Origin of the sequence: Janthinobacterium aestuarii, from assembly GCF_046113285.1 — a bacterium.
Classification (GTDB): Bacteria; Pseudomonadota; Gammaproteobacteria; order Burkholderiales; family Burkholderiaceae_D; genus Janthinobacterium.
On sequence record NZ_CP142524.1, the window covers coordinates 3,223,806 to 3,248,706 of the forward strand.

General features: G+C 61.9%; 25 protein-coding genes. 12 read left to right on the top strand and 13 right to left on the bottom strand.

What is annotated here, in order from left to right; translation table 11 throughout:
- Positions 1-75: 75 nt before the first annotated feature.
- On the bottom strand, positions 76-801 hold the full coding sequence (locus OX462_RS14560; RefSeq protein ID WP_409026384.1) for a hypothetical protein: 726 nt from the start codon (positions 799-801) through the stop codon (positions 76-78).
- Positions 802-957: 156 nt separating this feature from the next.
- On the opposite strand from OX462_RS14560, the gene OX462_RS14565 reads away from it, so the two are divergent.
- A complete protein-coding gene (locus OX462_RS14565; RefSeq protein ID WP_070218704.1) occupies positions 958-1,194 on the top strand; it encodes a DUF7661 family protein in 237 nt (78 codons plus the stop codon).
- A 12-nt stretch (positions 1,195-1,206) separates the two neighbouring features.
- On the opposite strand, the gene OX462_RS14570 is transcribed toward OX462_RS14565, so the two are convergent.
- From OX462_RS14570 to OX462_RS14595, 6 genes are all read right to left on the bottom strand, one after another.
- Positions 1,207-1,776 carry a DUF1439 domain-containing protein gene (locus OX462_RS14570; RefSeq protein WP_070288282.1) on the bottom strand — a complete coding sequence of 190 codons (570 nt, stop codon included), beginning with the start codon at positions 1,774-1,776 and terminating at the stop codon, positions 1,207-1,209.
- Positions 1,777-1,992: 216 nt separating this feature from the next.
- Positions 1,993-2,931 carry a hypothetical protein gene (locus OX462_RS14575; protein WP_409026385.1) on the bottom strand — a complete coding sequence of 313 codons (939 nt, stop codon included), beginning with the start codon at positions 2,929-2,931 and terminating at the stop codon, positions 1,993-1,995.
- A gap of 35 nt (positions 2,932-2,966) precedes the next feature.
- Positions 2,967-3,410, bottom strand: coding sequence for a hemerythrin domain-containing protein (locus OX462_RS14580; RefSeq protein ID WP_070218701.1), 444 nt, complete (start codon positions 3,408-3,410; stop codon positions 2,967-2,969).
- 105 nt (positions 3,411-3,515) lie between these two features.
- Positions 3,516-4,871 (bottom strand): PEP-CTERM-box response regulator transcription factor, encoded by a 1,356-nt coding sequence (gene prsR, locus OX462_RS14585; RefSeq protein WP_070310808.1) that lies wholly within the window; start codon positions 4,869-4,871, stop codon positions 3,516-3,518.
- A 15-nt stretch (positions 4,872-4,886) separates the two neighbouring features.
- Positions 4,887-6,989, bottom strand: a complete 2,103-nt coding sequence (gene prsK, locus OX462_RS14590) for an XrtA/PEP-CTERM system histidine kinase PrsK (RefSeq protein ID WP_409026386.1) — start codon at positions 6,987-6,989, stop codon at positions 4,887-4,889.
- Positions 6,986-8,374: a TIGR03013 family XrtA/PEP-CTERM system glycosyltransferase gene (locus tag OX462_RS14595; RefSeq protein WP_409026387.1), complete on the bottom strand. Its 1,389-nt coding sequence runs from the start codon at positions 8,372-8,374 to the stop codon at positions 6,986-6,988. The genes prsK and OX462_RS14595 overlap by 4 nt, the downstream gene beginning before the upstream one ends.
- A gap of 205 nt (positions 8,375-8,579) precedes the next feature.
- Here OX462_RS14595 and nadB point away from each other — a divergent pair, with 205 nt between their 5' ends.
- From nadB to OX462_RS14625, 6 genes are all read left to right on the top strand, one after another.
- On the top strand, positions 8,580-10,193 hold the full coding sequence (gene nadB / locus OX462_RS14600; protein ID WP_409026388.1) for an L-aspartate oxidase: 1,614 nt from the start codon (positions 8,580-8,582) through the stop codon (positions 10,191-10,193).
- Between the two features lie 139 nt (positions 10,194-10,332).
- Positions 10,333-10,518: a hypothetical protein gene (locus OX462_RS14605; protein WP_409026389.1), complete on the top strand. Its 186-nt coding sequence runs from the start codon at positions 10,333-10,335 to the stop codon at positions 10,516-10,518.
- A gap of 249 nt (positions 10,519-10,767) precedes the next feature.
- Positions 10,768-11,559 (top strand): hypothetical protein, encoded by a 792-nt coding sequence (locus OX462_RS14610; RefSeq protein WP_409026390.1) that lies wholly within the window; start codon positions 10,768-10,770, stop codon positions 11,557-11,559.
- Positions 11,560-11,757: 198 nt separating this feature from the next.
- On the top strand, positions 11,758-12,252 hold the full coding sequence (locus OX462_RS14615) for a DUF1579 domain-containing protein (RefSeq protein ID WP_121669353.1): 495 nt from the start codon (positions 11,758-11,760) through the stop codon (positions 12,250-12,252).
- Positions 12,253-13,098: 846 nt separating this feature from the next.
- Positions 13,099-13,524: a hypothetical protein gene (locus OX462_RS14620; RefSeq protein ID WP_121669352.1), complete on the top strand. Its 426-nt coding sequence runs from the start codon at positions 13,099-13,101 to the stop codon at positions 13,522-13,524.
- A gap of 83 nt (positions 13,525-13,607) precedes the next feature.
- Positions 13,608-14,045 (top strand): hypothetical protein, encoded by a 438-nt coding sequence (locus OX462_RS14625; protein ID WP_162995642.1) that lies wholly within the window; start codon positions 13,608-13,610, stop codon positions 14,043-14,045.
- Positions 14,046-14,199: 154 nt separating this feature from the next.
- On the opposite strand, the gene OX462_RS14630 is transcribed toward OX462_RS14625, so the two are convergent.
- Genes OX462_RS14630 through OX462_RS14650 form a run of 5 tightly spaced genes read right to left on the bottom strand, consistent with a single transcriptional unit; the run spans position 14,200 to position 20,688 of the window.
- The gene (locus tag OX462_RS14630; protein WP_409026391.1) at positions 14,200-15,555 is read right to left on the bottom strand and encodes a toxin-antitoxin system YwqK family antitoxin; all 1,356 of its coding nucleotides are present in this window, start codon (positions 15,553-15,555) and stop codon (positions 14,200-14,202) included.
- Positions 15,540-16,886: a toxin-antitoxin system YwqK family antitoxin gene (locus OX462_RS14635; protein WP_409026392.1), complete on the bottom strand. Its 1,347-nt coding sequence runs from the start codon at positions 16,884-16,886 to the stop codon at positions 15,540-15,542. The genes OX462_RS14630 and OX462_RS14635 overlap by 16 nt, the downstream gene beginning before the upstream one ends.
- A 9-nt stretch (positions 16,887-16,895) precedes the next feature.
- The gene (locus tag OX462_RS14640) at positions 16,896-19,235 is read right to left on the bottom strand and encodes a hypothetical protein (RefSeq protein WP_409026393.1); all 2,340 of its coding nucleotides are present in this window, start codon (positions 19,233-19,235) and stop codon (positions 16,896-16,898) included.
- Complete coding sequence (locus OX462_RS14645; RefSeq protein ID WP_409026394.1) at positions 19,232-19,990, bottom strand: PP2C family serine/threonine-protein phosphatase; 759 nt, start codon at positions 19,988-19,990, stop codon at positions 19,232-19,234. The genes OX462_RS14640 and OX462_RS14645 overlap by 4 nt, the downstream gene beginning before the upstream one ends.
- A 14-nt stretch (positions 19,991-20,004) precedes the next feature.
- Positions 20,005-20,688, bottom strand: a complete 684-nt coding sequence (locus OX462_RS14650) for a vWA domain-containing protein (RefSeq protein WP_070310824.1) — start codon at positions 20,686-20,688, stop codon at positions 20,005-20,007.
- A 276-nt stretch (positions 20,689-20,964) separates the two neighbouring features.
- On the opposite strand from OX462_RS14650, the gene OX462_RS14655 reads away from it, so the two are divergent.
- The 4 genes from OX462_RS14655 to OX462_RS14670 all read left to right on the top strand — a co-directional run bounded on the left by OX462_RS14655 (position 20,965) and on the right by OX462_RS14670 (position 23,352).
- Positions 20,965-21,699, top strand: coding sequence for a helix-turn-helix transcriptional regulator (locus tag OX462_RS14655; protein ID WP_409026395.1), 735 nt, complete (start codon positions 20,965-20,967; stop codon positions 21,697-21,699).
- A gap of 186 nt (positions 21,700-21,885) precedes the next feature.
- A complete protein-coding gene (locus OX462_RS14660; protein WP_409026396.1) occupies positions 21,886-22,335 on the top strand; it encodes a hypothetical protein in 450 nt (149 codons plus the stop codon).
- A gap of 33 nt (positions 22,336-22,368) precedes the next feature.
- Positions 22,369-22,761 (top strand): hypothetical protein, encoded by a 393-nt coding sequence (locus tag OX462_RS14665; RefSeq protein WP_070310827.1) that lies wholly within the window; start codon positions 22,369-22,371, stop codon positions 22,759-22,761.
- A gap of 63 nt (positions 22,762-22,824) precedes the next feature.
- The gene (locus OX462_RS14670; protein ID WP_409026397.1) at positions 22,825-23,352 is read left to right on the top strand and encodes a hypothetical protein; all 528 of its coding nucleotides are present in this window, start codon (positions 22,825-22,827) and stop codon (positions 23,350-23,352) included.
- 26 nt (positions 23,353-23,378) lie between these two features.
- Here OX462_RS14670 and OX462_RS14675 read toward each other — a convergent pair whose 3' ends face one another.
- On the bottom strand, positions 23,379-23,834 hold the full coding sequence (locus OX462_RS14675; RefSeq protein WP_409026398.1) for a tellurite resistance TerB family protein: 456 nt from the start codon (positions 23,832-23,834) through the stop codon (positions 23,379-23,381).
- Positions 23,835-24,153: 319 nt separating this feature from the next.
- On the opposite strand from OX462_RS14675, the gene OX462_RS14680 reads away from it, so the two are divergent.
- Positions 24,154-24,882 (top strand): lipid II flippase family protein, encoded by a 729-nt coding sequence (locus OX462_RS14680; RefSeq protein ID WP_409026399.1) that lies wholly within the window; start codon positions 24,154-24,156, stop codon positions 24,880-24,882.
- Positions 24,883-24,901 lie beyond the last annotated feature (19 nt).

The following is a 24,901-nucleotide window of genomic DNA, read 5'->3' on the forward strand; positions in this document are numbered from 1 at the left end:
GTGTCCAGGCATGCGAGGCAGGATTATAGTCGGCCTGCCATCGTGGAAACAATGTCCGTTGAACAATTCCAGTGATCAGCGGCTCAGGAGCTCAAACAGGTCTGCGCCTTGCTTGGCGCCCTGATTGCGCTGCATGTCGGCCAGCGAACCCGGCGTAGGCGCGCCATCGCCGGGCGCGTGATTGAAATAGTTAAAATCGAGCTTGATTTTGTCTTGCAGGCCGCTCGCGTAATTCTCAGGATACTGTGCCTGTTCCAGCTGCGGCAATGCATTGAAATGCGCCAGCGCCGACTTGAAGAAATTGGTCATCTTGCCGGTGGTATTGTATTCCTGCATGGCTTGCGCCACGACCTGGCTGCGCCACGCCTGCTCTTCATCATAGGCCTGCGTATAGGCGGCGCGCCGCTCGTTGACCGTAAATGTCCCGCTGTCGTCGTGCGTGATGGTGGCCAATTGCTCGCGCGACAAGCCCGCAAACGGATTGGGACCCTTGTTATCGATAAACGCGGTCGCGGCAGCGGCCGACCTGGCCGATGCCGCGTCATTCGGTTGCGGCAGCTGCTGTGCGGCGGCCGCCTTGTGTCCGGCGTCCAGCGGATACAGGATGCTGCTGATATTGTCATTGACCCATGCGCCCAGCGATCGATGATCGTAACCCTCGATAGCGGCGCTGGTCGCCGTCGCGGCCGTCGACAAACGCCCGGCCAGGGTCGAAATCACGACCTCGTCCGCGACGGCGCCGACGCCGGCTGGCGCCTGGGTTGTCTGGGCCTTGTCCGATGCTGCCTTGCCTGATGACACCTTGTTGCCTTCCGCGGCAGACAGTGCCCCTGGTTGGATTCCCGCCGTGCTGATATTGACCATTGTCTGCCCCTGGATCAGTAAATGTTACTATATAAGTAAATATTACTATAGCACAACAAATGTCAAACCTGAGCAAGGGAATGGAGCAGCTTGATGCAGGAATACAGATTCAATATTTTCGGCACGCTGATCGCCATCCGGGGCAATCCGGGAGCATGGCGCGCCTTCTACCTGGGTGCGGAAGGCAAGCGCCGCCCCGCCGATTTCATTATTCCGGACGATATTCAAGCAGATGCGCTATGCGAATACCTGGCCGACCTGTTCCATGAAGAGGCGACGCCGCGCAATAACACGGCCAAGCAACTCACCGCTCCCGCATTCCGGGCCTAAGCTACTTCACCGCTACTTCACCGGCTCGAACGTCACCGTCAGCCCGTTGCCCGTGGTCCTGATCTGCGTGGGCACGAATTGCACGCCCGCATAGCGCAATTCGTCGGGCTTGAACGTGTAGATCGGCGTTTCATGCATGAGCTGGTCGGCCACCAGGCTGGCCACCTTGGCGAACTGGCGCTGCTGCGCCTCGTCCATGCCGTCGATGCTCACCTTGTCCACGCTCGCTTCGCTCAGGTAGACGGCGTTGCGCTGCGCGTCGAGCACCAAACGGCCCGACATGGCCAGACTGCCGCGCCAGGTCTGGCGGATGAACGGCGGCATCACGCTGGCGTCCACGCTCAAGGCGACCCGTTCGCGCTCGGGCTGCAAGGACAGCTGCGGGCGGGTCAGCTTGACGTCCAGCACGGACAGCACCCGTTTATCGATGGGAAAGCGGCGCTCGAGGCCTTGCTGCATCTTGCTGAGCGACACATTCACGTCACGCGGGCCGATCAGGGTGGAACACGAGGCCAGCACGCTGCAGGCAAAGGCGGCGATGGCGGCGGTTTTCAGCAAGGGACGGATGGTGCTCACGTTCATGGATAGTCTCGGTGGAAAGATGGCGTCATCTTACACATGCGCCTGCTTTCACGCAAAAACCGGCGCCCACCTTGCGGCGGGCGCCGGTTTTTCTCATGTTGGCCCGCTTAGCGGACGAACAGGGCGATCAGTATGACGATGGGTAATGGAATACCCAACAGCAGCAAGAGGATGGAACGCATGGCAGACTCCTTGATTTAACTAATAGGTAGGGGTTCAGATGGTGACGTGGCGCAGCACGCGCTCATGGTCGCGCTGGCGGCCGCCGAACGTTGCCGCCAGGCTGGCAACGAAAGCGCCGAGCAGCAAGGCGACGAACATCCACAGTGCCGTGTGGGCGCCGGCCTTGCGGGCCGTTTCCGCCGCTTGCTGGGCGGCAGCCTTCGCATCGGCGGCAGCTTTCACGGCACGCGCATAGACGGCGTCGACGCGCGCTTCCGCTTCAGCCTGCGTCACGCCCATGCGGCTGGCCACGACCTGGCCCAGGTAGGCGCGGTCATCGGCGGCCAGGCTGCCCGTGGACAGGCTGGTGGCGAAGATCTTGCCGATTTCCATGCGCTGGTCGGCGACGGTCGCGCCCGGATTCGCCACCGCTGGCGTGCCGGTGGCAGCTGGCGCTGGCGCCGCGCGCAGCAGCATGTCCGAGAAATAATCGAGCGGATTGGCGCCGCCGCCCTCGCCTTGCCTGGCGCTGGCTGCACCTGCAGCACCTGCGCCCGCCCCTACGGCCGGGCCAACTGCCGCCGCCACGCCGCTGCCCGCATCGATGGCGCCGCTCAGCACGGCGCGCGTGCCGCCGGCCAGCACGGCCACGGTGATCAGGGTGGCCACGGCCCAGGCCAGCAAGCCGTGCGCCGTATCGCGGAAATGCACTTCATCCGTATGAATGGCGCTCCATTTCACGCGCAGACGGCCCGCCATGTAGCCGCCGATGCCGGAGGCGGCCAGTTGCATGAAGGCCAGCCAGGCGATGGTCGACACGCCGATGGCCGTGGCGTTGAACGACCACGGCGATACGGACGACAGGCCCAGGCCCACGCCGAGGATCAGCAGGATGAAGGACAAGGCGGCCGCCGCGGCGGCGCCCGCCAGCACGGCGCCCCAGGACACGCCCGGATTGTTCAGGTCCGATACGGACAATTGTGTAGCTTGCATGAAATACTCCCTTGGTTGTTGATTTTTTATGCCGTTCAGGCGGCGACGCCCGTCAGCTGTTCCTTGCGCGCGGCCATTTCCTTGCCCAGTGCGTCGAGGTCGACGGCCGTATCGCGTACCTTGGGAAACATATCGCCCTCTTCTTCCTGGACGTGGTGTTCGATCTGCTCGGACAGGACCTTGACCTTGGCGTCGTACAGGTCGTCGGCGGGGTCCATCGCGGTAATTTGCGCGATGAGTTCCTTGGCGCTCGCGTGCTCGACGAGGGCTTCATCCATCAGGTCGCCATCGTGGATGGGACGACGCACGGCCGGGTAGAAGATTTCTTCTTCCAGCTGCGTGTGCACGGTCAATTCCTGGCAGATCTGGTCGGCCAGCTTTTTCTTGGTGGCAAATGAGCGGTCGCTCAAGCCTTCATATTGGGCAAACAGGGCTTTGACGGCCTTGTGGTCCTGCATTAATAAACTGATCGCATTCATGACGCCTCCTCGTTGTTGATGAGGCTAGGATGCGCCACGGCGGCGCCTGCGTATGTGCGACGCCTTACACAATCTTGATATTTGATACACATCAGTGCACGGACACTATTTGATGCCGTGGTGGTTCATCAAGTCGTACAGCGTGGGCCGGCTGACACCCAGCAGTTCGGCCGCCTTGGCGATATTGCCGTCGGCCCGCGCCAGCGCGCGCACCATGACCTTGTATTCGGCTCCGTCGCGTGCCTGGCGCAGGTTCAGCGATTCGTCCTGGGGCGCCGCCTGGGCGCTGGCGGGCAAGCCCAGATCGTCGGCGGCGATCTGCGGCCCGTCGCTCATGATGACGGCCCGCTTGATGCAGTTTTCCACTTCGCGCACGTTGCCGGGCCAGCCATAGCTTTCGATCAGCTGCAGCGCGCCGGCGCTGAAATGCAGGCTGCCGCGGCCTTCGCTGGCGCAGAATTTGTTCTTGAAATGATGGGCCAGCAAGGCCGCATCGCCAGCCCGCTCGCGCAGCGGCGGAATGCGCAGCACGATTTCGCTAAGGCGGTAAAACAGGTCTTCGCGGAAACGGCCCTGTTCGGCCAGCACCTTTAAATCCTGGTGCGTGGCGCAGACGATGCGCACGTCGACGGCGATCTCGGCCCGTCCGCCCACCCGTTCGATGATTCGCTCCTGCAGGAAACGCAGCAGTTTCGCCTGCAGCGCCATCGGCATGTCGCCGATTTCATCGAGAAAGAAAGTGCCACCGTGGGCCAGCTCGATCTTGCCCAGCGTTTGCCGCGCCGCGCCCGTAAACGCCCCCCGCTCATAGCCGAACAGCTCGCTTTCCAGCAAGTTTTCCGGGATGGCCGCGCAATTGATGGCGACAAAACGCTGGGCATGGCGGCTCGACAGCGCATGCAAGCCCCGCGCGATCAGTTCCTTGCCGCTGCCCGAGTCGCCCAGCAGCATCACGCTGGCCGACGAAGGCGCGACTTTTTCCACGCTGCGGCACAGTTTGAGCATGCCGGGATCGCGGCTGACGATGCCCGCCAAGGGGGAATCGGCCTGCGTCTGCAGCATGCGGCGGTTTTCCTGCTGCATCGCGTGCAGGTAAAACGCGCGGGCGATGACGAGGCCCAGCATGTCGGCCTCGAACGGTTTCTGGTGGAAATCGTAGGCGCCCAGCGCGATGGCTTTCAAGGCATGCGCGCGTTCCTGATTGCCCGACAAAATGATGACTTTCGTGTCCGGCGCCAGCGCGAGGATTTGCTGCAGCGTGGCCAGGCCTTCCGTGGCGCCGTCCGGGTCGGGCGGCAAGCCCAGGTCCATCGTCACGACGGCCGGCTGGTGGCGCCGCACCAGCGCCAGCGCCGCCTCGCGCTCGCCCGCCAGCAAGACCTCATAACCGTCGAAACTCCAGTGCAGCTGCTTTTGCAGGCCGGGATCGTCTTCGATGACTAGCAACTTTTGCTTGGCCATGCGTATCAGCTCCTGTCAGTGAATAGGGCAACGGAAGTCTGGGGTCAGCGCCGGCGGCTCTGCCCCCAAAGGCGCATGCAGCGGCAGGATCACGCGAAACGTCGTGCCCACCTGCGGTTCGCTGCGCACTTCCAGGCTGCCGCCCACTTCGCGCAAGTATTCGCGGCTTTCGAACACGCCGATGCCCATGCCCGCCGTCTTGGTCGTGTCGAACGGCTTGAACAAGCGTTCGCGGATGAACTGTTCGCTCATGCCCTGCCCCGTATCGTCAAGCTCGACCACGGCCGTGTGCTGCTCGCGCCGCAGCCGCACGTCCACCTTGCCATCGCTGGCCGTGGCCTCGATGGCATTCTGGATCAAGTGGCCCAGCACCCGTTCCAGCCGCGCGCGGTTGGCCAGCACCGTCAGTTCGCCATCGACGATTTCCAGCCGGGGCGCCGGCGCCAGGCTTGCCTTGGCGGCCACGGCCTGGCGCAGCAAGCCATCGAGCAGCAGCGGCGCGGGCGCTTCCGGCGCTTCGCCGCGCGCCAGTTTCTGTAGCAGGGTCTTCATTTTCTGCACGGAATGGTCCAAGGTGCCCAGCATGTCTTCCTGGAAAGCGGGATTGGCACGGTGCTTTTCTGCATTGCTCAGTAACAGGGATAGCTGGAACACGAGGTTCTTGAGGTCGTGCACGATGAAAGTCGACATGCGGTTGAACGACTCGAACTGGCGCGCCACCGTCAGCGTATCGAGCGATTCGCGGTGCGCCAGATAGCTGGCGGCCTGGCTGCCGGCAATTTTCAGCACGTCGAGGATTTCCCAGTTCAAGCCGATGTGCGTGCGGGGCCGCGCCAGCGCGACAAAGGCGAACAGCTGGCCATGCAGCATCAGGGGCACCAGCAGCCACACGTCGGGCAGCGCCAGCAGTGCGGGCGGCAACAGCAAGCCGCCGTACTGGCGCGGGTTGTGCTCGCAGTCGGGCACGTCGATCACCCATTGCCGCGCCTCCAGAAACTGGCACAGGCTGCCGGACGCCGGCTCGCTCCACGTGCTCGGCGGCCAGTTCCAGCTGGCGGCCGGGGCAAACAGGCCAGGTTCGCGCAGTATCCACAGCGCGCCGGCGCGGCTTTCCACCAGTTTCGCCATGGCCTGTATCGTGCGTTCGCCCAGGGCCGGCCCGTCTTCCGACAAGGCCCGCGTAAACCGCAGCCATTCTTCGCGGTAGTCGAAGATGGCATTGTAAAAATGTTTATTGATAGTCACCTTGAGCTTGGCGCGCAGGCTGCCCGAAAACAGCACGCCCGCCAGCAGCAGGGCCGCGCCGCCCAGGTAAGCCATCTGCATCAAGGAACCCCAGGTGCCGCCGAAGTAGCGCAAATAATAGGCGCTGGCCGCCATGGCCAGCAGGTAAATAGCCGAGCCCAGCAAGGCGGCCGAGCGGTACAGCATCTGGCGCGAGACGGACAAGCCCAGCGCCCAGCCCGGATTGCGCGCCGCCGAGACGGCCAGCAGCGGCGCGCACAGGGCGTCGACGATGCCGCGCGCGGCCCAGATGTCATCGTTGACCGCGCGAAACAGCAAGGCGTCGCTGTACAGATAGAAATCGTAGGCAAACAGCCCGCCCACGCCCAGGCACGCAAACTTGATGCCCCAGCGTTTCAAGGGCGGCGTGTTGCGGTACCACTGTTCCACCAGCAACATGCCCAGCACGGCCAGCAGCAAACGGCAGACACTGGCGATGATGCGCGCCGGCAAAGGCAGCGCCAGCCAGGAGGAAGCCATGGAGAGCAGCCAGGGCGCCAGCGCCGTGAGAACGATGCCGGCCAGCACGAGGCGCAAGCGGGGCCGCGACGGTTCGATCAGCAGCAGCAAAAACACCAGCCAGGCCAGGGTGCGCAGCAATTCGAGCGCGTCGCCGGCCAGCGCGATGCGCTGCCCCAGCAGCACCAGCACCACCGTGCCCGTGGCCCAGACTCCCGTCGCCAGGCACGCGACCAGCAAGGCGCGCACGTTCTGCCGCGCACGCCAGTTGCTGATCAGCAGCAGCGCCAGCACGAAGAAAGCCAGCGACGCCAGGCCATGGCTGAGCGCGGCCGCGTCGGCCGCCGCCAGCCAGGCCGACTGTACCCGCATCATCGGCTGCCCTTGCCAAACAGCACCACCTGCACCGTGTCGAGCAGGATCAGCAGGTCCAGGAACAGGCTATTATTTTTCACATAATACAGATCGTATTGCAGCTTCTTGACGGCATCGTCGACGGAAGCGCCATACTGGTAGCGCACCTGCGCCAGACCCGTGATGCCAGGCTTGATGTTGTGACGAATGTTGTAGTACGGCACCTGCTCCTTCAATTGCTCGACAAAATACGCGCGCTCGGGACGGGGGCCCACGAAACTCATTTCACCGCGAAACACATTGAGCATTTGCGGCAGTTCGTCGATGCGCAGCTTGCGGATCAGATTGCCCACGCGCGTGATGCGCGCGTCGTTGGCCAGCGCCCAGATGGGCCTGCCGTCGCGCTCGGCATCGCAGCGCATGCTGCGAAATTTCAGTACCTTGAAAGGCTGGCCATCGCGCCCCACCCGCTCCTGCTGGTAAAACACGGGGCCGCCGTCTTCCAGGCGGATGCACAGGGCCGTCACCAGCATTACGGGCAGCGTGGCAAGGCAGATAACCGCGCTGGCCGCCAGATCGAACAAACGCTTCGACGCGGCGCGGAAAAAACTCTGGTCGAAACCGCCGCCATAGATCAGATAGCTCGGTTGCAAGGAGTCGATGCGGATCTGGCATGCTTCGCGCTCGAAAAACGTGGCCGCGTCGATCACCTTGACGCCGCCCAGCGCGCATTCCAGCAATTGCTTGGCAGGAAACGCGCCATTGCGCCGGTCACTGACGGATACGACGATTTCATGCGCGGCATGGCGCTGCGCCGTGGCCAGCAGCGACGGTCCGGCCGGCAGCAAGGCCGAGGCCGGCACGCAGCATTGCTCGCCCGCCACATCGATGCAGCCGACCACCGTAAATTGATGGAAGCCGATCTTGCTGGCCGCCAAGTCCATGCATTCGCGCGCCAGCGCCCCGCCGCCCACCAGGATCAGCCGGCCTTCCATCAGCGCCGATTGCGAGGATTTGAATACCACCAGGCGCGCCAGCAGCACGCCAATGGCGCCCAGGCCGAAGATCATCGCACTGCCGCGCCCGAATTGCAGCGCCGGAATGAAGCGTATCAGGACGCTGAGCACGGCAAAACCCAGCGCGAACGAAGGCAGGATGCGCAATAAGGTGTTGCGGATGTCTTCGCGCGAGCGGTGCTGGTACATGCCCAGCGCACTCATGCTCAGGACGATGACCAGCGCAAAGATGGCGGACGACAGGTAAATATCGCCCACGCGCAGCACGCGGCTGCCGTCCGCCAGCCACAGCAAGGACGTCAGGGTGGCCGACAGCAGCAGGAGCAGGATTTCCAGCAACAGCAAGATAAACGCTGTTTTCGAGACATAATGGCTGAAGATGCGGATCATGGTTCCCCCTGCGGCAAAAAGCACCAGGCGGCGCGCAAGGCGGGCCGCTGCTGGTCTTGCCATGATGGCGAACTGTTCCAAGAAGACATTGATGCGCCACAAGCTACAGCCCCAGCTATCTTTCGCTGGCAGAATTTATCTCAATACATTACCGAATGAGGGGAAATGGCATATAGTATGCTTCCCCTAAAAGAAGATAAATGTCATGAAATTTGATGTAGCGATTGTCGGCAGTGGCCTGGCGGGTTTATCGGTTGCACTGCATTTAGCTGAGACGCGCACCGTCGCGATCATTTCCAAACGCGCGCTGCTCGATGGCGCCAGCAACTGGGCGCAGGGCGGCATCGCGGCCGTGCTGGACTCGGGCGACAGCCACCAGCAGCACATCGAAGACACCCTGATCGCCGGCGGCGGCCTGTGCGACGAGAGCGCCACGCGCTACATCGTCGAGCACGGCCGCGAAGCGATCGAATGGCTGATCGAGCAAGGCGTGCCGTTTACGCGCGACGCCTCGGCCGAGCTGGGTTTTCATTTGACCCGCGAGGGCGGACACAGCCAGCGCCGCATCATCCACGCGGCCGACGCCACAGGGCACGCAGTGCAAGTGACCCTGGAAGAAAAGGTGCGCGCCCACCCGAACATCAGCCTGTTCGAACACCATTGCGCCATCGACCTGATCACCTCCGACAAGCTGGGCATGAAACCAACGCAGCGCAATGCGCAACCGCATTGCCACGGCCTGTACGTGCAGGATGAGCAAACGGGCAAGGTGCACACCTTTGCCGCCGAGCACACCGTGCTGGCCACAGGCGGCGCCGGCAAGGTGTATTTATATACGACGAATCCCGACACGGCCAGCGGCGACGGCATCGCCATGGCCTGGCGCGCCGGCTGCCGCGTGTCGAACATGGAATTCATCCAGTTCCACCCGACGTGCCTGTACCACCCGTACGCGAAATCGTTTTTGATCACCGAAGCCATCCGTGGCGAAGGCGGCTTGCTGAAACTGCCGCCCGAAGCGGGCGCGGCGGCAGGCACGCGCTTCATGCTGGCCCACGACGAGCGGGCCGAACTGGCGCCGCGCGACGTGGTGGCGCGCGCCATCGACTTCGAGATCAAGAAACGGGGCCTCGACTACGTGCATCTGGACATCAGCCACAAGCCGGCCGAGTTCCTCATCGAACACTTCCCGACGATTTACGCGCGCTGCCTGGAACTGGGCATCGACATCACCAAGCAGCCGATACCCATCGTGCCCGCCGCCCACTACACGTGCGGCGGCGTGGTGACGGATTTGTCCGGCCGCGCCGACTTGCCGGGCCTGTACGCCGTGGGCGAGACGGCTTGCACGGGCCTGCATGGCGCGAACCGTCTGGCGAGCAATTCCTTGCTGGAATGCATCGTCATCGGCCGCGCCTGCGCGCAGGATATCGAAAGCAAGGAAAAGCTGGGCACGCCGTATTTGCCCGACTGGGATGAAAGCCGCGTCACGGATGCGGACGAGGAAGTGGTGATTTCCCACAACTGGGACGAGCTGCGCCGCTTCATGTGGAATTACGTGGGCATCGTGCGCACGACCAAGCGCCTGGAGCGGGCCCAGCACCGCATCGCCCTGCTGAAGGAAGAGATCGACGAGTACTACCGCAACTTCCGCATCACGCACGACTTATTGGAATTGCGCAACCTGGTCGACGTGGCCTCGATGATCGTCAACAGCGCCCTGTCCCGCCGCGAAAGCCGCGGCCTGCACTTCAGCCGCGATTATCCGGAAACGTTACCTAAGGCCATCGCCAGCGTGCTGACGCCGCCGCACCGCTAAGCCACCAGGCGCTTCCATCATGGAACTCATGCAAGGTCCGGGGTCGTACCCTGAGGGTACGACCCCGGACTGTGTCTTGGGGGAACGCCATTTGCCGGAGGCGCCCCCGCTTCAGGCATCGCGCAATCACCGAAACGTAATGCAAATGTTGAATAAAAGACTTTTTGATGCCATTGCATCCGCGGCGGACCTGGATGACCCTGCAGAACAAACTTCAGCTCAGCGCTTCATGATTGATGCTATTGGAAGAGTGACTGCGCAATTGCCTGAGGTTGCCAGGTCAACAGCAGCTGTGGCGAATCGATACATCACCGGTGAAACGTAGGATGTATGTTTTAGGGCGGAACCGGGTAACGACGGCAACCGGCCATAAGCAGACAAAAAACCACGGGAAAGACCATGAAGATCAAACCCTTTCCTATGAAATCCTTGTCGGCCGAGGTGGTAACGTACTACAGGGATCAAGGCCATATCACCGGCCCGTTTAGGATCAGCGCCTGGACCGGCCCCGGGCAGTACACGGTCACGTAGCGTCAGGCTTGACTGCCTGTCGCCCATCATTTAAGTTGATGCAATGGAAAAACAGACTGAAACGACGCCACTCGATCTGCGTTCTGCCGCATGGGCAAGCCTGACGGATGGTTACGGCGGCGCTGAAAAAATTCCCGCGCTGCTGCAGGACCTGCGGCGGGGCGACGCCGAGGCCCTGGACGATTTGTATGGCCATATTTGTCACCAGGGTTCGATTTATCCGGCTTCGGTCGCCGCATTCCCGCACCTGGTTTCCCTGGCGGCGACGCTGACTTCGCCGGACCTGCGCGCCGGCGTGCTGTCGCTGGCGGCCTCGATTCATGAAAGCGCCGGCTTCGACAAGGAATTGAAGGCATCCCCTTATGCCGCGGCCTTTAATGCCGCAGTCCCGGCCGCGCTCGTCATGGCAACCGCCGACCTGCGGCAGGTCGAAGACACGGTGAGCGGCATCTACCTGCTTAAGGCCGCCGCATCATTCGCCGGATTTGCCGGCGTGGCGCAAGTGCTGGGCGGCTTTGCCAACGAGGAGTTCTGCCTGGCATGTCCTGCCTGCGGCGTAGAGCTCTATGTGTGGCCGGTAGCGCAAGGGCTGTCGGTCGCCGCCGAGGATCCCGTCTTTACGCCAACAGCGAAAACGCTGCTGGTGATTGCCGGCCCTGCCGACAATTCACCCCACCTTGCCGCCTTTGCCTGGTTGCAAGCGCAAACGGACGCTTTGCCATTGCTGGATGACATCGCGTTTCGCTTGCCTTTCCTGTTTGGCAGCGCATGTTGCGCCGGATGCGGTCACGCTTTTTCACTGATGGATGCGCTGCTTAACGATGCAGTGGATTAATCCGGCAGCCTCACTGGAGCGCGCTTATTAAAGTCAGACACAAAACAACAATGTTTGACACAGGAGGCTGAGGTAGACATGGTCTCGGGAAGTTCCGCTTTCGGCCAATAGCGGACAGTTGAATATTTTTAACAGGGCCGTAGCTTTTACAATTTTCCCATGCAAAAATAACCATTTAATCCTCAGTCAGGAAAAACAATGGCATTGGAAACCCTCGCATCAGCGCCGAACGACTTTGACTTTGTCATAGGCGACTGGGCAGTGATTCATAAACGACTCAAACAGCGACTCGCGGACTGCCACGAGTGGGTGGAGTTCGACGGAGCAATGTCGACACAGAAGATTTTAGGTGGCTTTGGCAACCTTGAAGACAATGTTCTACATTTTCCGGAAGGAGAATTTCGAGCAATCGCACTGCGCTCTTATGACCAGTCAACAAAAAAATGGTCAATCTGGTGGCTTGATGGTCGATTTCCTGGTCAAATCGATGTTCCAGTCGTGGGCGAATTTAAAGACGGCGTCGGTACGTTTTTTGCAAAAGATACTTTTGCAAACTTGCCTATCACGGTTCGATTCTTATGGAGTCAGGTAGGGCCGGATGAACTTCGCTGGGAGCAAGCATTCTCGACCGATGACTGCAATACTTGGGAAACCAATTGGACAATGAGCTTTCATCGTCGCCTATCAATTTGACACGATATCCGGAACTATTGGAGGAAATCCGGGCATCGCTGACTTCGGATTTTCGAAAGGCAGCTAAGGGGCGCAACCTGCCAACGACGGCAACCGGCCAAAAGCCGACGTTGCCGCCAAAGATGACAACATATTGAATCGACATTGATGACGCCGCGAGAGATTCAAACCCTGATGAGAAAGTTTTGCTACTTCCGCGTTTCAGCGGCGGACGGATATCACCACCTCATAAAAGAGAACGTACTCGACGTGAATTTGGTGGATTCTTTGATTAGGGAATATGTAGGCACGAAGGACGTCATTGTTTACGCAAGTTCGCACCAGTGCGCCTTAGTCTCGTGCACTGAGGCTTACGAGCTTATCTGCGAATACAGGCGCAACGACGCCTCCGCAACTGTCCAGGTGGTGGCATCTGATTTTTCCGGGCGGGTCATGGTTGAGCCAATAGGTACAGGCGTTGGGGAACATCGCAAGGTGCTATTCTGACCTCCGACAGTATCCGGCCAGAAGCAGACGTATTCACGCTTTCGCATATACTGCACTGAACGAAGTGCCCCGGGAGAGGATGATGACTGAGAATAATGCACGACGACTTGCCTTCGCTGGTGCGTCATTGATCGCAGGTTTGATTTTGTTATGTGCGATGTTGAACTTCACTTTTCCGGAAGAGAGAATCTATAGAAATGGCTTTTGGATCTGCTTAGGCCTACTTTTTCTTTACGTGCGAACCGTGCCGAAAAAAATTTGGGTTCCCGATTGATTGGTTCGACTCAACCGCTCCTGCTCCCGGTGACGACAGCATACGGCCAAAAGCAGACAGGGCTGAAACGGCGAATAAGGAAAAAAATGAGTTACGTTGACGACGCGCTATTAGAATTGGATCGCCTCTATTGGCCTCGTACTATCATGGCGAGCTTATCTGGTTTGTATAGGCAGTACGAGGAACCAGAACGACAGATCAACACAATGAACCAAGGGCTAAAAACATTGCCGTTCATTTCGTATGCAAAAATCGGCTCGTTATTTGGATATGAGAAAGACGCAGTCGCTGCATATAACGACGCGGTTAAGTTGGCTTACTCTTGCATTGGGTGGGAGTTTGTTGGACTGTGCTCTGCCCTAGTCTATGGCGCACCCAAAACACGACGTCCTTGGGATGAGTATGTGCAATCCGGCGAAGAGTGTCTTAATGCGTACTTCCTTTCAAACGAAGCGTTTGATGATTTTGAAGCCTATATTTTGGAGCCGGCCAGGAGTGTGCTAGCCGATTAGCCGTTACTTCGACCCACTGAGGATTATGTCCGGTTTGGGGCGGAACCTGCCAACGACAGCTGCCGGCCAGAAGGAGACCTTCAATGAGCGCCAAAAATACAATACCAAGCCGTCATCAGTCGGTTTTGAAAGCTTGCTCGGTCCCCTTAGACTGGCGGGAAAAACGTAGTGATTCTCGAATAGAACTTGCACTTCAATCTGGAATAAGAATCTATCTTCAAGACTTGAGTGTTGAAGAAATTGTGGATTGTCTTGATAAACACCCTCAACTTGTCCGTGAATGGGAGATTGATATCGAAGACAGACGTGGTTCTGGAGGGTGGTCCTACGGTAAAAATGGCGATATATACGAGCTTGGAGAGGTGGGTAATGGCATGGTTTTTAAAAAAGTAGCTACTTTCGAAAGTAGACTAGAGGTCTGCGCAGTATTTGCTTTACTCTCAATCGCTGTATATTTAAATACTGAAATACCGGCAGCTGACTTGGCGCTGAAGCGTAGACGACTCTATCAGACGTCTTAATCGCGAGGGTCTGCAACGGGGCGGAACCTGCCGACCACAAAAGGCCCGGTCCGGCACAAACGGCCATGCGCCAAGGTCTCGTCCGGGCTGGCAGCGGTGTTTTACGCCAGCAGCACAGTGCTGCGACCGGACGAACCGTGGACGCCAACCAGTGTCATTCCCGTACCTGTACCTGTACCTGTGTGTACGACATCTTGGCAGACGCACCCATACACTCCCCCTGCGGCTCGTCCGCCACATAGCGGCATTCGCTTTCCAGGCTGCCATCTGCGCGCCAGTGCCGGGTCCAGCCCTGGCGCTCGCCATCGACGTATTCGATCAGCTGCTTCGGCTTGCCATCGGCGTACCAAGAGCGCAATGCGCCCTCCTCGCGGCCGCCCTCGTTCCACTGTTTCTGCACGAGCAACACGCCTTGGGGGCTGAAGCGCTGTTCGCTGCGCAGCACGTAATGGCCGCTGTGCGTGCGCTTGCTGGCGACCTTGCCGTCCGGATAATATTCGACGCTGTCGCCGGCGGGCTTGCCGTCCACATAGCTTACCGTGCTGCGTACCTTGCCATCCGGGAAATAGCCGGTGCTGGGGCCCGTCATGATGCCATTCACATACAGGCTGCGGCTTTCCACGCTGCCATCGGGATAGAACAGCAGCAGCTCGCCGTCCGTCTCGCCCTTGACCCGCGTCATGCGCGTGCGCAGCTTGCCGTTTTCATCGAACGTTTCCACCACACCATCGGCGCGGGCGCCGTTGCGGTAGGTGCGCGACTCGATCAGCTTGCCACTCTGGTGATAAGTCTGCTCTTCGCCTTCCTGCACGCCATTGCGCCAGCTGCCGCGCATGGAAACCTGGCCGTCCGGGTAATAGCGGGTCTGCACGCCTTCCTGCACGCCGCGCCCGTCCTGCTCCACCAGCATTTCCAGCTGACCATGCGGGTAATACATGCTGTAGTTGCCCACCAGCTTGCCGCGCAGGTAATCGGGGGCGTCGACCTGGCCCGTCAGCCGCTTCGGCTCGTCTTCGCGCACATGATAGATCTCGACTTGCCAGGTGCCCGGCGTCTTGCCGGGCGGCAGCGGAACGACCAGCGTATAGCGCGCATGTTCCTTCACTTCGCCGCGCGACAGATGGTGATTCAAATACAGGCGCGCCTTGCCGTCCGCACACGCTTGCGGCTCGCAGCCGCCCAGCTTGCTGACTTCGGGCATGGCGAGCGCTGCGCCGGGTGCCGGACACGATCTGATGCGCATCAGCAAGGGCGTCGCCTCGCGTATCAACGGCGCCAGCTGCTGCTTCATGGCCGCGTATTGCGCTGCGTCCAGGTGCACGGACAAGGCATCCATGCGCACCTGGCGCCCGCCGCAACCGTTGTCACTGGCCAGTGTCAGTACATCGCCGCCGCCCTTGCCGGCCTCGGCCTTGATCGCGCTGACCACTTGCCGCTGTTCGATCTCGGCGTGGGCCAGCACCGGCAACAGCAGCATGGCGCCAAGCACGTGCTTCACAAGGCGCGCCATGCTTGCTCCTTGCGCTGCAGTTCCGGCGCCGGCGGCGCCTCCCCGCATGCGCCCTGGGCCTTGCCGGCCACATAGCGGCATTCGCTTTTCAGGCTGCCATCCTCGCGCCAGCTGCGGCTCCAGCCGTCGCGCCGGTCGTTCACATACTCGATGGCTTGCTCGGGCTTGCCGCTTTCGTACCACGAGCGCGACGTGCCCTGCTCGCGCCATTGCGCATCCCAGCGTCGTTCCAGCACCAGCACGCCCTGCGGACTGTAGCGCTGCAGGCTCAGCAGCCCGCCCTTGGCGCCGTACCGCTGGCGGCTTTGCACCTTGCCGTCGGGATAGAACTCCAGCGCTTCCCCGACCGGCAAATCGTCGACCTGCGTCATCCTGGCGTGCACGGCGCCATCGGGGTAGTAATTCGTCGTCACGCCATTGGACTTGCCGTCCTTCATTTCTGAACGGCTGGAGATTTTTCCATCCGGGAAATACGTGAGCATCTCGCCTTCCATCTTGCCGCCACGCAAAGTGTAGCTGGTGCCGGGCTTGCCATTTTCATCGAAGGTTTGCACGGGCCCGTCCAGGCGCTGGCCGTCGCGGTAGCTGCTCGTCTCGCTCAGCTTGCCCGTCGCGTGATAGCGCTGGTGCTCGCCCTCGGGCATGCCGTGGCGCCAGTTGCCGCGCAGCTCCAGCGTGCCGTCCGGATAATACTTGCTGCCGATGCCGTGCTGGCGGCCTTGCCCATTCTGCGCCACCTGTTTCTCGACCTTGCCATTCGGGTAATACGTGACATAGCCGCTCACCAGCTCGCCGGAGGCATAATCGGCGCGGTTGACCTGGCCGGACAGGCGCAGCTTGTGGTCGGCGACGCTATAAATATCGACCTTCCACGTGCCTGGCAGCTTGCCTTTCGGCAAGGGCAACAGCAGCACGTTGGGCGCTTTTTCCTGCTCGATGGGGTAGAAACCTTCGTGCAGGTACAGCCGCGCCCGGCCATCGGCACAGGCGGCTGGCGTGCAGGCGGCGATCTGGCGCACGATGGGCACGCTTGCATCCTCGGGGCATTTTTTCAGGGTGACGAGCATGGGCGTCTTGCTGCGGATGTGCCGGGCCAGATCGGCTTTCAGCGCGTCGTACGGCGCCTCGTCCAGATTGACCGAGCGGGCATCCATGCGGATCTGCTTGCCGCCGCAGGCCGTCGTGCCGGCAATCGTGAACACGTCGCCGCCTTCGCTGTCGGGTTCGACGGCCATGCTTGTCAGCAGTTGACGCTGCACGATGTCCGCCTGCGCCAGACCCGGGGTCAGCAGGCAAGCGCCAAGCAGCGCACATAAGGTCTTGATTTTCATGGTATTCCTTTAATTTTCCGTCGTGGCGGCCACGCCGGCCGGCACGAAGCTGACCCGGCCGTTACGATAGCGCACCAGCACCACCACCTTGGCCTCCCGCAATTGACCGTGCTGCACGGCCGGCAAGTAGGTCCAGCGCTTCACGCTGTCGAGCAGCACCTTGTTGAGCATCGGCTCCATCGGCAACTCGGCCGCCGCATAGCTGAGCGTGCCGTCGGCCGCAATGGTCAGGGTCAGGCGGTTTTCACCCGTTGCATGCTGTTCGTCCAGCACGCCGTAAGTCACGGTCGTCATCGTCTCGCGCTGCACGCCGCCGACCTGGTCCCGCAGCGGTGGCATGGCCTTCAGTCTGGCCGCCAGCAGCGCGCCATCGGCCAGCGCCTTGTCCCAGCGCTTCTGGTAATCCCACCCCTGAACCAGGCGCAGCATCTTGGCGTTCAGGTCCATGCGTTGCATCGTGCGGGCGACGCCATTGTCGGACGGCTGGCCCGGCTCGGCGGGCAAGGCGTTCTGCACGGCATAACGGTAGGCCGTCAGCTGCGCCAGCGCCACCATGTTGACGGCATCGCGCTCGTCGCCGCCACGCAGCAGCGCCGTCGCCGCGATGCCCAGCCAGGCCGTGCCATCGGTCGGGCGTGCCCACAAGGCTTGCTCGAAGTACTGGCGCGCGGCCTGCGGTTCGTTCAGGCTCAGGTGCATGCGCCCCATGGCCGCCGCCACCAGATGGTCGCGCGGGTTCGCTTGCAGCAAGTCAAGGTAGTTAGCCACCAGCGCCGGCTCATAGCCAGGCACCCAGCCCAGGCCTTCCAGCAAGGACGCACGCAGCTGCGCCTGGACAGGGTCGCCGCCGTAGACAGACGATTTTTGCTCTCCGGCACGGTACAACAGCTGCAAGCCCCGCGTGACGGCGTCATCGTCGCCCTTGCTGACCGCTTGCGACAGGCTGCGCACGGCCTTGCGCGCATCGGACGGCTGGAAACCGGCCGCCTTGCGGGGGCGCCAGCTGAATACTTCCAGGCTGGCCGCCTGGTCGGCTTGGGCCTGCATCGCGGCCTTGTCCTTCGCCTCGTCGGGCGACGAGGTCCAGGCCGTAAAGCCGATCAGGAACAGCACGATCAGCAGCACCACGACGGCCCAGCCCTTGCCCGTGATGCCGCCCCCCGTGTTGCCCGCCACGGGGATGAACACCGGCGCCTGGCCCGGCGCCGTATGGTGCGCGCCGCGCTGCTGCGGCAACGATGGCTGTTGCGGTTGCATCTGCTGCGCCTGCACCGAGGCTTGCGCGGCCGAGGCTATGACCTTGTCGCGCGCGCAGGCCGTGCAGCCCTGGCCCGCAAAATGCTGATGTTCGGGATTCACGGCGCACACTGTCAACTTGCCGCCGCTGCGCTGCGCATAGCCTCGCAGCAATTGCGCCCAGTCGGCCGCAGATGGCCGCTGGGAGTTTGGCGACTGGGAAAACGCGCGGTCGAACATGGCGCGCAATTCGGGCGGCATCAGCGCGTGGCCGCTGGTGGCGTTCGGCGCCATGTTCTTGTGGCGCTTCACGCCATACGCGTAATAACCGTCGCGGATGCGGCCGGGAATGTCGGTGGGTGCCTGCGCATTGCCGGGCCGCCCGCTGTACGGGTGGATGCCGAAGTTGAGCAACTGAAAGATGACGACGGCCAGGGCAAAGCGGTCTTGCGCCAGCTCCGTGCCCGCAGGCATGCCCTTGCGCTGGAATTCCGGCGCCAGGTAGTCGGCCGTAAATTGCTCGGCAGGAAAACGCTCCGCATGACCCTGGATGCTGAAACCGTCGCAGTCGAGCATGGCGATGTACAGTGAATCGCGGTAAAAGCGCAGGTTCACGGGTTTTAAGTCGACCACGTAATGCTGCTGCTGGTGCAGCGCGTCGAGGACGGCGGCCAGATTGGCGGCCAGGGTCAGCTTGGGACCGAGTCCCGTGGGCAAGCCGGCCGCGCGCGCTTGCCGCTCCTGCATGATCTGTTCCAGCTCGGCCGTCTGCGCCATGTCCAGCAGGGGCATGACGAAACCGGCGAAGCCGCCCTGGCCGTCGAACACGGCCGCTTGCGGCCACGCGATCTGCACATAGCGCTTGCCGTTTTCCAGCTGGTCGGGCAATTCGGGCAACAGTTCCAGCATCGCTTCGAGCTTGCGCCGGTTGGCGGCCCGGTCCAGATGCGGGTGGTACAGCTTGGCCACCTGCGCGGGCGCGCCGGGCAGCAGATACACGCTGCCCGCCCCGCCGCTTTTTATCAGTTTGCCCAGCACCAGGCTACGGACTTTATCCAGCCATATCTTGCCGCCCGGACTCAGACCGGGCGTGACTCCCTGCTTCCGGCTCATGCGCGCAAGGCCAGCAGCAGGGTCTTGTCGTCGCCCGTGATCTGATGCGTGCGCGGGTCGGCCAGGGTGGACGCCAGCGCCGTATTGCCCAGCTCGCTGCTCTCGACCGTGCGCAGATAGCCTTGCACGGCATCCATGAACGGCGCGTACAGCGCTGCATTGTTCTTGCTCATGGCAAACGGCATGCAGCCGTCCGACATCAGCACGACGCCGCGCACGGCTTGCGGAATCGCCAGCAGGCGCAGCTGTTCGCGCCAGCGCTCGCCGCTGATGAAGTAGGTTTCATTGGCGTATTCGCCATTCGCAGGCAGCGAGATCAGTTCGCCACCGTCCATCAGTTGCGCCACGCCCAGGCCATCGCCCAGGTGGAAGAAGAAGCCGGCCTCTTGCCCCATGACCACGCCGACGACCGTGCAGGCGTAGTCGTCCAGGGTGGCGTTGGCGGCACGGGCGATGTCGTCGAGCGCGGCGCGGATCTGCGCCAGGGTCGCCGCCAGCGCGCCGTCATGCAGATCCTGCACGGTGGCGCCCTGCTCCAGCCGTCCGGCCAGCGCCTGCACGGTGTGCGCCGCGACAAACTGCGCGCCCTGCTCGCTGAGGCGGGCCGAACCGGCGCCATCGCAGACGATGGCCACCAAAACGTCGTTCACGACGGCGTGCGCGTGCGCATCCTGGCAAGGGATGTCTTTATCCAGGTGCGCCTTGCCCGTGACGGAGGCGCCGAACACGCGCCAATGCTGATTTGCTATCGCCATGGATCAACGGGCTTTCACGTACTCACGACAGACCAGCCGTCCGTCGAAGCCAGCTGCGCCTGCGCGCCGGGGCGCGACTGCGACACCACCTGCATGCTGGCGCTCAGCCACAGGAACAGCTCGCGGAATTGCAAGCCTTTCAGCTGCTTCACGCCCCGTTCGCCACGGCTGGAAAACTGCCCCAGCGTATCGATGTTCGCATGGTCGCCCACGGCGATGGGGAAGATCGCCACTTTATTCGCCTGTTCAGCCGCGCGCGCCTGCTCGGCGCCGCGCTGCCAGCGGTCCGTCGGCTCGCCGTCCGACATCAAAAACAGCCACGGCCGCGTGTACGCCACACCCGCCGCGCGGAAGCGCTGCTTTTCCTGCTCGATCTCGGCCAGGGCCAGTTCGACAGCCGCCCCGGTCGGCGTGGTGCCGTTCGCTTCAAGCCGGGGCGCCGTGAAATCCATGGCGTCGCACCAGGTGCTGGCCACCACGGCTTCATCGTGGGCGCCGTATTGAATCACGAGGATGCGCACGCGCTTGGCGGCGATCACATCGGACTTGAGTTCCTGTTCCAGCAAGGCCAGGCCATCGTTGAGCAGCGCGACGGGTTCGCCCGCCATGCTGCCGGAGCAGTCGAGCACAAGCACCAGCGGCGTGCGTTGTTCGGTGTTGTCGACCAGGGCGACGTCGGGAATCATTATTGAACTCATGGGCAATCGGTAAATGTGAAATCGGACATAGTGCGAATCTTACATCATGGCCGTGATTTACCCGCGCGAGTTTCCTACAGAACACTATCCAGAAGGACAGGCGCGAACCATTGCGGCACCGATATCTTTGTACTATCTTGATAGTTGCCCAGGACAGAAGGCAGCGAACAGACCTTCCTCACAAAGGTGGGACGAATCGCTGCGCAACACCGCCCTTACCCAGTTCCGCACCTGCGCGCCTGCGGCACACTGATGTAGTCAGAATTGGGGGCAAGCATGGACACAGGTACAGCAACGGCGGATGTGGGGAAACTGATCGCCGCCATGTACGACTCGGCCTGCGGCGCGGGCGACTGGCCGCAGCTCGACAGCGCTGACCTGAATGGCCAGCAATGGCAGGAACTCTTGCCGCATCTGCAACGCGCCCTGTGCCTGCAGCAGCGCCTGCGCGAAGCGCAACTGGCCAGCCACTGCGCGCTGGCGGCGCTCGACGCCATGGGCGCCATCGTGCTGGTGCTCGACGCCAACCTCGGACTGCGTTTCGCGACGCCCGCCGGCCACGCCTTGCATGCGGCGCAACTGGCGCACGGCGCGCCGCCCGACCTGGCGCGCGCCGTGCGCATGGTCATCGCCAGCACCGGCGGCGCAGCGCAATGCCAGTCGCTGCGCCTGGCGCGCAAACAACAAGGTCCCCTGGCCCTGACAGTCACCCCGCTTGCCGATTGCCAGCCCCCATGCGCGCTGCTGATCGCGCGCGATCCCACCCAAGCGAGCACGTCTGTCACTGCCTTGCGGCAGCTGTTCGACTTGACGCAAGCCGAAGCGCAAGTGGGCAAGGCACTGGCGCAAGGGGCCACCATCGAGGAAATCGCCGCGCGCGGCGGCATCAGCGTCAATACCGTCAAGACGCATCTGCACCACACCTATTTGAAGACCGACACGCGCCGCCAGGGCGAGCTGATCGCGCTGATCCACAGCGCGACGGCGCACCTGACCGTGTTGGATGCCTGAGGCCGTGTCATCCGATCGGATGATGTGCGCGGCATCTTGCCTGCCTACACTGGCAAGACCGGGCGCCCCCGCCTTGCCAAGGTCACCACGGCGCATGCGGGCCACCCGGCGCGATTTCCCTGGCATCGACAACAATATCGCCGCGCCGGCAGCGGACGGCATCAAAGTTCAAGGATGGGTAGAAAAATGAAAACATGGATCTTGGCCGGCACCCTGGGCATCTGCGCCCTGCTGGCAAATGCACAAACGCTTCCCGACAGCCAGACCGTCGTCATTCCAGGCGGACGCATGCAGACGATCGAACTGCCCGCCCACAGGCACTTCATGAGCGCGCAAGAATTTTCTCCGTTCCGCGGCGGCTATGAGTTGTCGAACGGCCAGGTGCTCCACCTGCGCAATATAGGCAGCATCGGCGCCATGATGTATGCGCGCATCGATGACCAGGAAGAACACCGCATCGTCGCCAGCAGCAGCAACAGCTTCGTGGCGCTCGACCGGCAACTGGCCATGCGCATTGACTTGCGCGACGATGGCAGCGTGGGCGGCGAAGTGCTGATGGTGGTGCCGGCCGAAAAACTGGCCAGCGGCGACATCGTGCCCGCCCATGTGCAAAGCATGAGCCTGGCATCGCGTTGACGCAGCAAGCCGCCTTCCGCATGGGTGACAGCCATGAGCAAGCAATATTCTGTGCAACAGCAAAACGCGCTGACCCTGGCCGCCATCAAACAGACGGCGGCCTGGTGGCGCGCCCGCCCCCTGCCCGACGCCTTGCGCCAGTGCGCGGCCAGCCATGGCGTGGCGCTGGACACGGCCATCATGCTCGACCTGCAACTGGCCTTCCCCGACCTCCCCCTCGTCTGCGGCAAGCTGCTGAGCGCCGATGGCCGCTTCATCCATTTCGAAATGGACCTCGACGACGACCTGCGACCCTTGCCTGGCAGCGTGGCGTGGGACGACATCAGCGCCAGAGTTGACTTGGCCCCACACAAGCGCGGCACGGGCGTGGGCTATGGGGTGTTGTGCAAGAAAGTGCTGCAGGAATTGAATCGCGGCGCGCCCTAGCCGAACCGCTGCCGGCACATGCTATGATCGGCGCCCCGATCATGAGACAGATGGCAACGGCACATGCAACACTCACCCGGCAACAATCCGCTCTCGACGCTGCTGCGCGGTGGCCTGCGCCTGCTGGCCTGGCCCCTGCTGGCGCTGGTCAGCGCCGCCTGCACCAGCACCACGCGCCATCCGGCCAGCGAACCCACGCAAGTGACCCTGCGCTTTACCTATGACGACGGCAAGCCGATGCGGCATGACGATTACCTGGCCCAGGCGCGCCAGGAAACATACATCAAGCGCTGCAGCAAGATAGGCAGCACCACTGTCTGCGACGTCGGCTCGGATCCACTGTTCATGGGCGGCGACGCCCCGCTGGACGCCAACGGCGAAGTGCGCGTTACCCTGCACTCTACCGGTCCCATCGGCAACAATCCGACCACGCATTGCATCAAGGGCAAAGGCTACGTCTTTGATTCCGGCGACTGGAAGCGCGGTCCCTTCAGCCCCGGCCAGGTGATCGAGATCCGCTACAGGATACGCGAAGTGGACATGGCGTGCCCCTGGTCGTCGGGCACGCCGCCGTGGTGGGACAAGAGTTAAGCCAGCCGGGGCCGGCTGGCCTGGCTTTACTGCAACTCGAACTCCGCTGGAGTCAAGCCCAGCTCGCGCGCGATCTTGCTGGCAACGCGCTGCTCATTGGCGTCGAAATTGCCGTCCGACGAAGCGACGGCGATAATCATGCGCACCAGCAAGCGCGACGCCTCCACATTCGACTTCATCTTGCCCAGCGCCTGATACGCCTTGGCTTCGCCGATATCCTTGTCGAACTCCAGCTGGCCGACATAGTCCTGGAAAGCCTTGATCACGTCCGTGGCGGTAAACACGGATAGCGCATCATTGCTTTCAATAAACTTCACCATCTTCTGCTTCTCTTCCGCACTGACGCTGCCGTCGGCCATGGCGATCAGGGCCGATCCGGCCATCGCGGCGTTCAGGAAATCCTTGTTCTTGTACTTCAGTGCCTCGGTTTTCAGTTCACTTGCCTTGGACTTCAGCTTGCTCAAAAAGGAATCGAAACTCATGGCGTACCTCCGGGTTGGTGTGGGTGCGGCAGCGCTCTACGTTGCCACTCCCACCCAACTGAGGGCACATGCCTCAAATGCAAGCGGCGGGAACGAGCCTTGCCTCCGATAAAAGCATGGCCAAACCCAGAACAAGTGCCGGGGTCAGACCCGTCGGGTCTGACCCCAGTTTCTGCCTTGGGGTGAAAAACTGCCGTCAGCATACAAACACACAAAACATGACGAAAACGAATTAACTTGAAAATTGCCTTATTCGCAGTTGAAAAATAAATAATTTCATGGCAGCATGGAATTACATTTTCCATACTGCAAGGTTGTGATGGACAAGCAATTGCTGCTGATTTGCGCGCTGACGTTCATCATCCACATCATCGGCACCCTCGCCTATTCCGTGCGCATCGCCGGCATCCGCACGCGGCGCATCGCTGTGTCGCTGGCCCTGTTCAGCATCCTGATGCTGCTGTCGCGCACGTCGAACTCGTTCCTGGGACCATTCATGGCCAAGCGCGTGGAAACGGGCATAGACCAGCATGTCGCCGCCAGCACGCTATTGCTAGACTTCCGCTGGCTGCTGTTCTCCGCCAGCCTGGCGACGATAATCGGCGCCATACTGATCCCCACCTTCCAGCGCGCCTTCTGCCGCGCCGTCGAGCATTTCCAGGTTCACAGGTCGGTACCGAAACTGCTGCTGCACGCCGTCTTCAAGGGCGGCTTGTCCTACCTCAAGACCTCCGCCAGCCTGCCCAAGCCCGCCAACGTCACGGGCCTGCGCCAAAAATCCGGCGTCTCCGTCTCCATCGTCATCGCCACGGCCCTGTGGACGGTCGGCGTCTTCGCCGCCCTGTACGCGGGCGTGCTCGACCCCAGCGTGCGCGTCACCTCCAGCACCCTGTCATCGATCATCAACGGCGGCGCCACCATCATGATGGCCGTCTTCAACGACCCGCACATGTCGGGCATGACGGATGACGTCATCGAAGGAAAGATCGAAGAATCGCAGTTTAGACGCGCGGTGGTGATTGTGGGGGTGCAAACGTTTTGCAAATGAAAAATATATTTTTAAATTT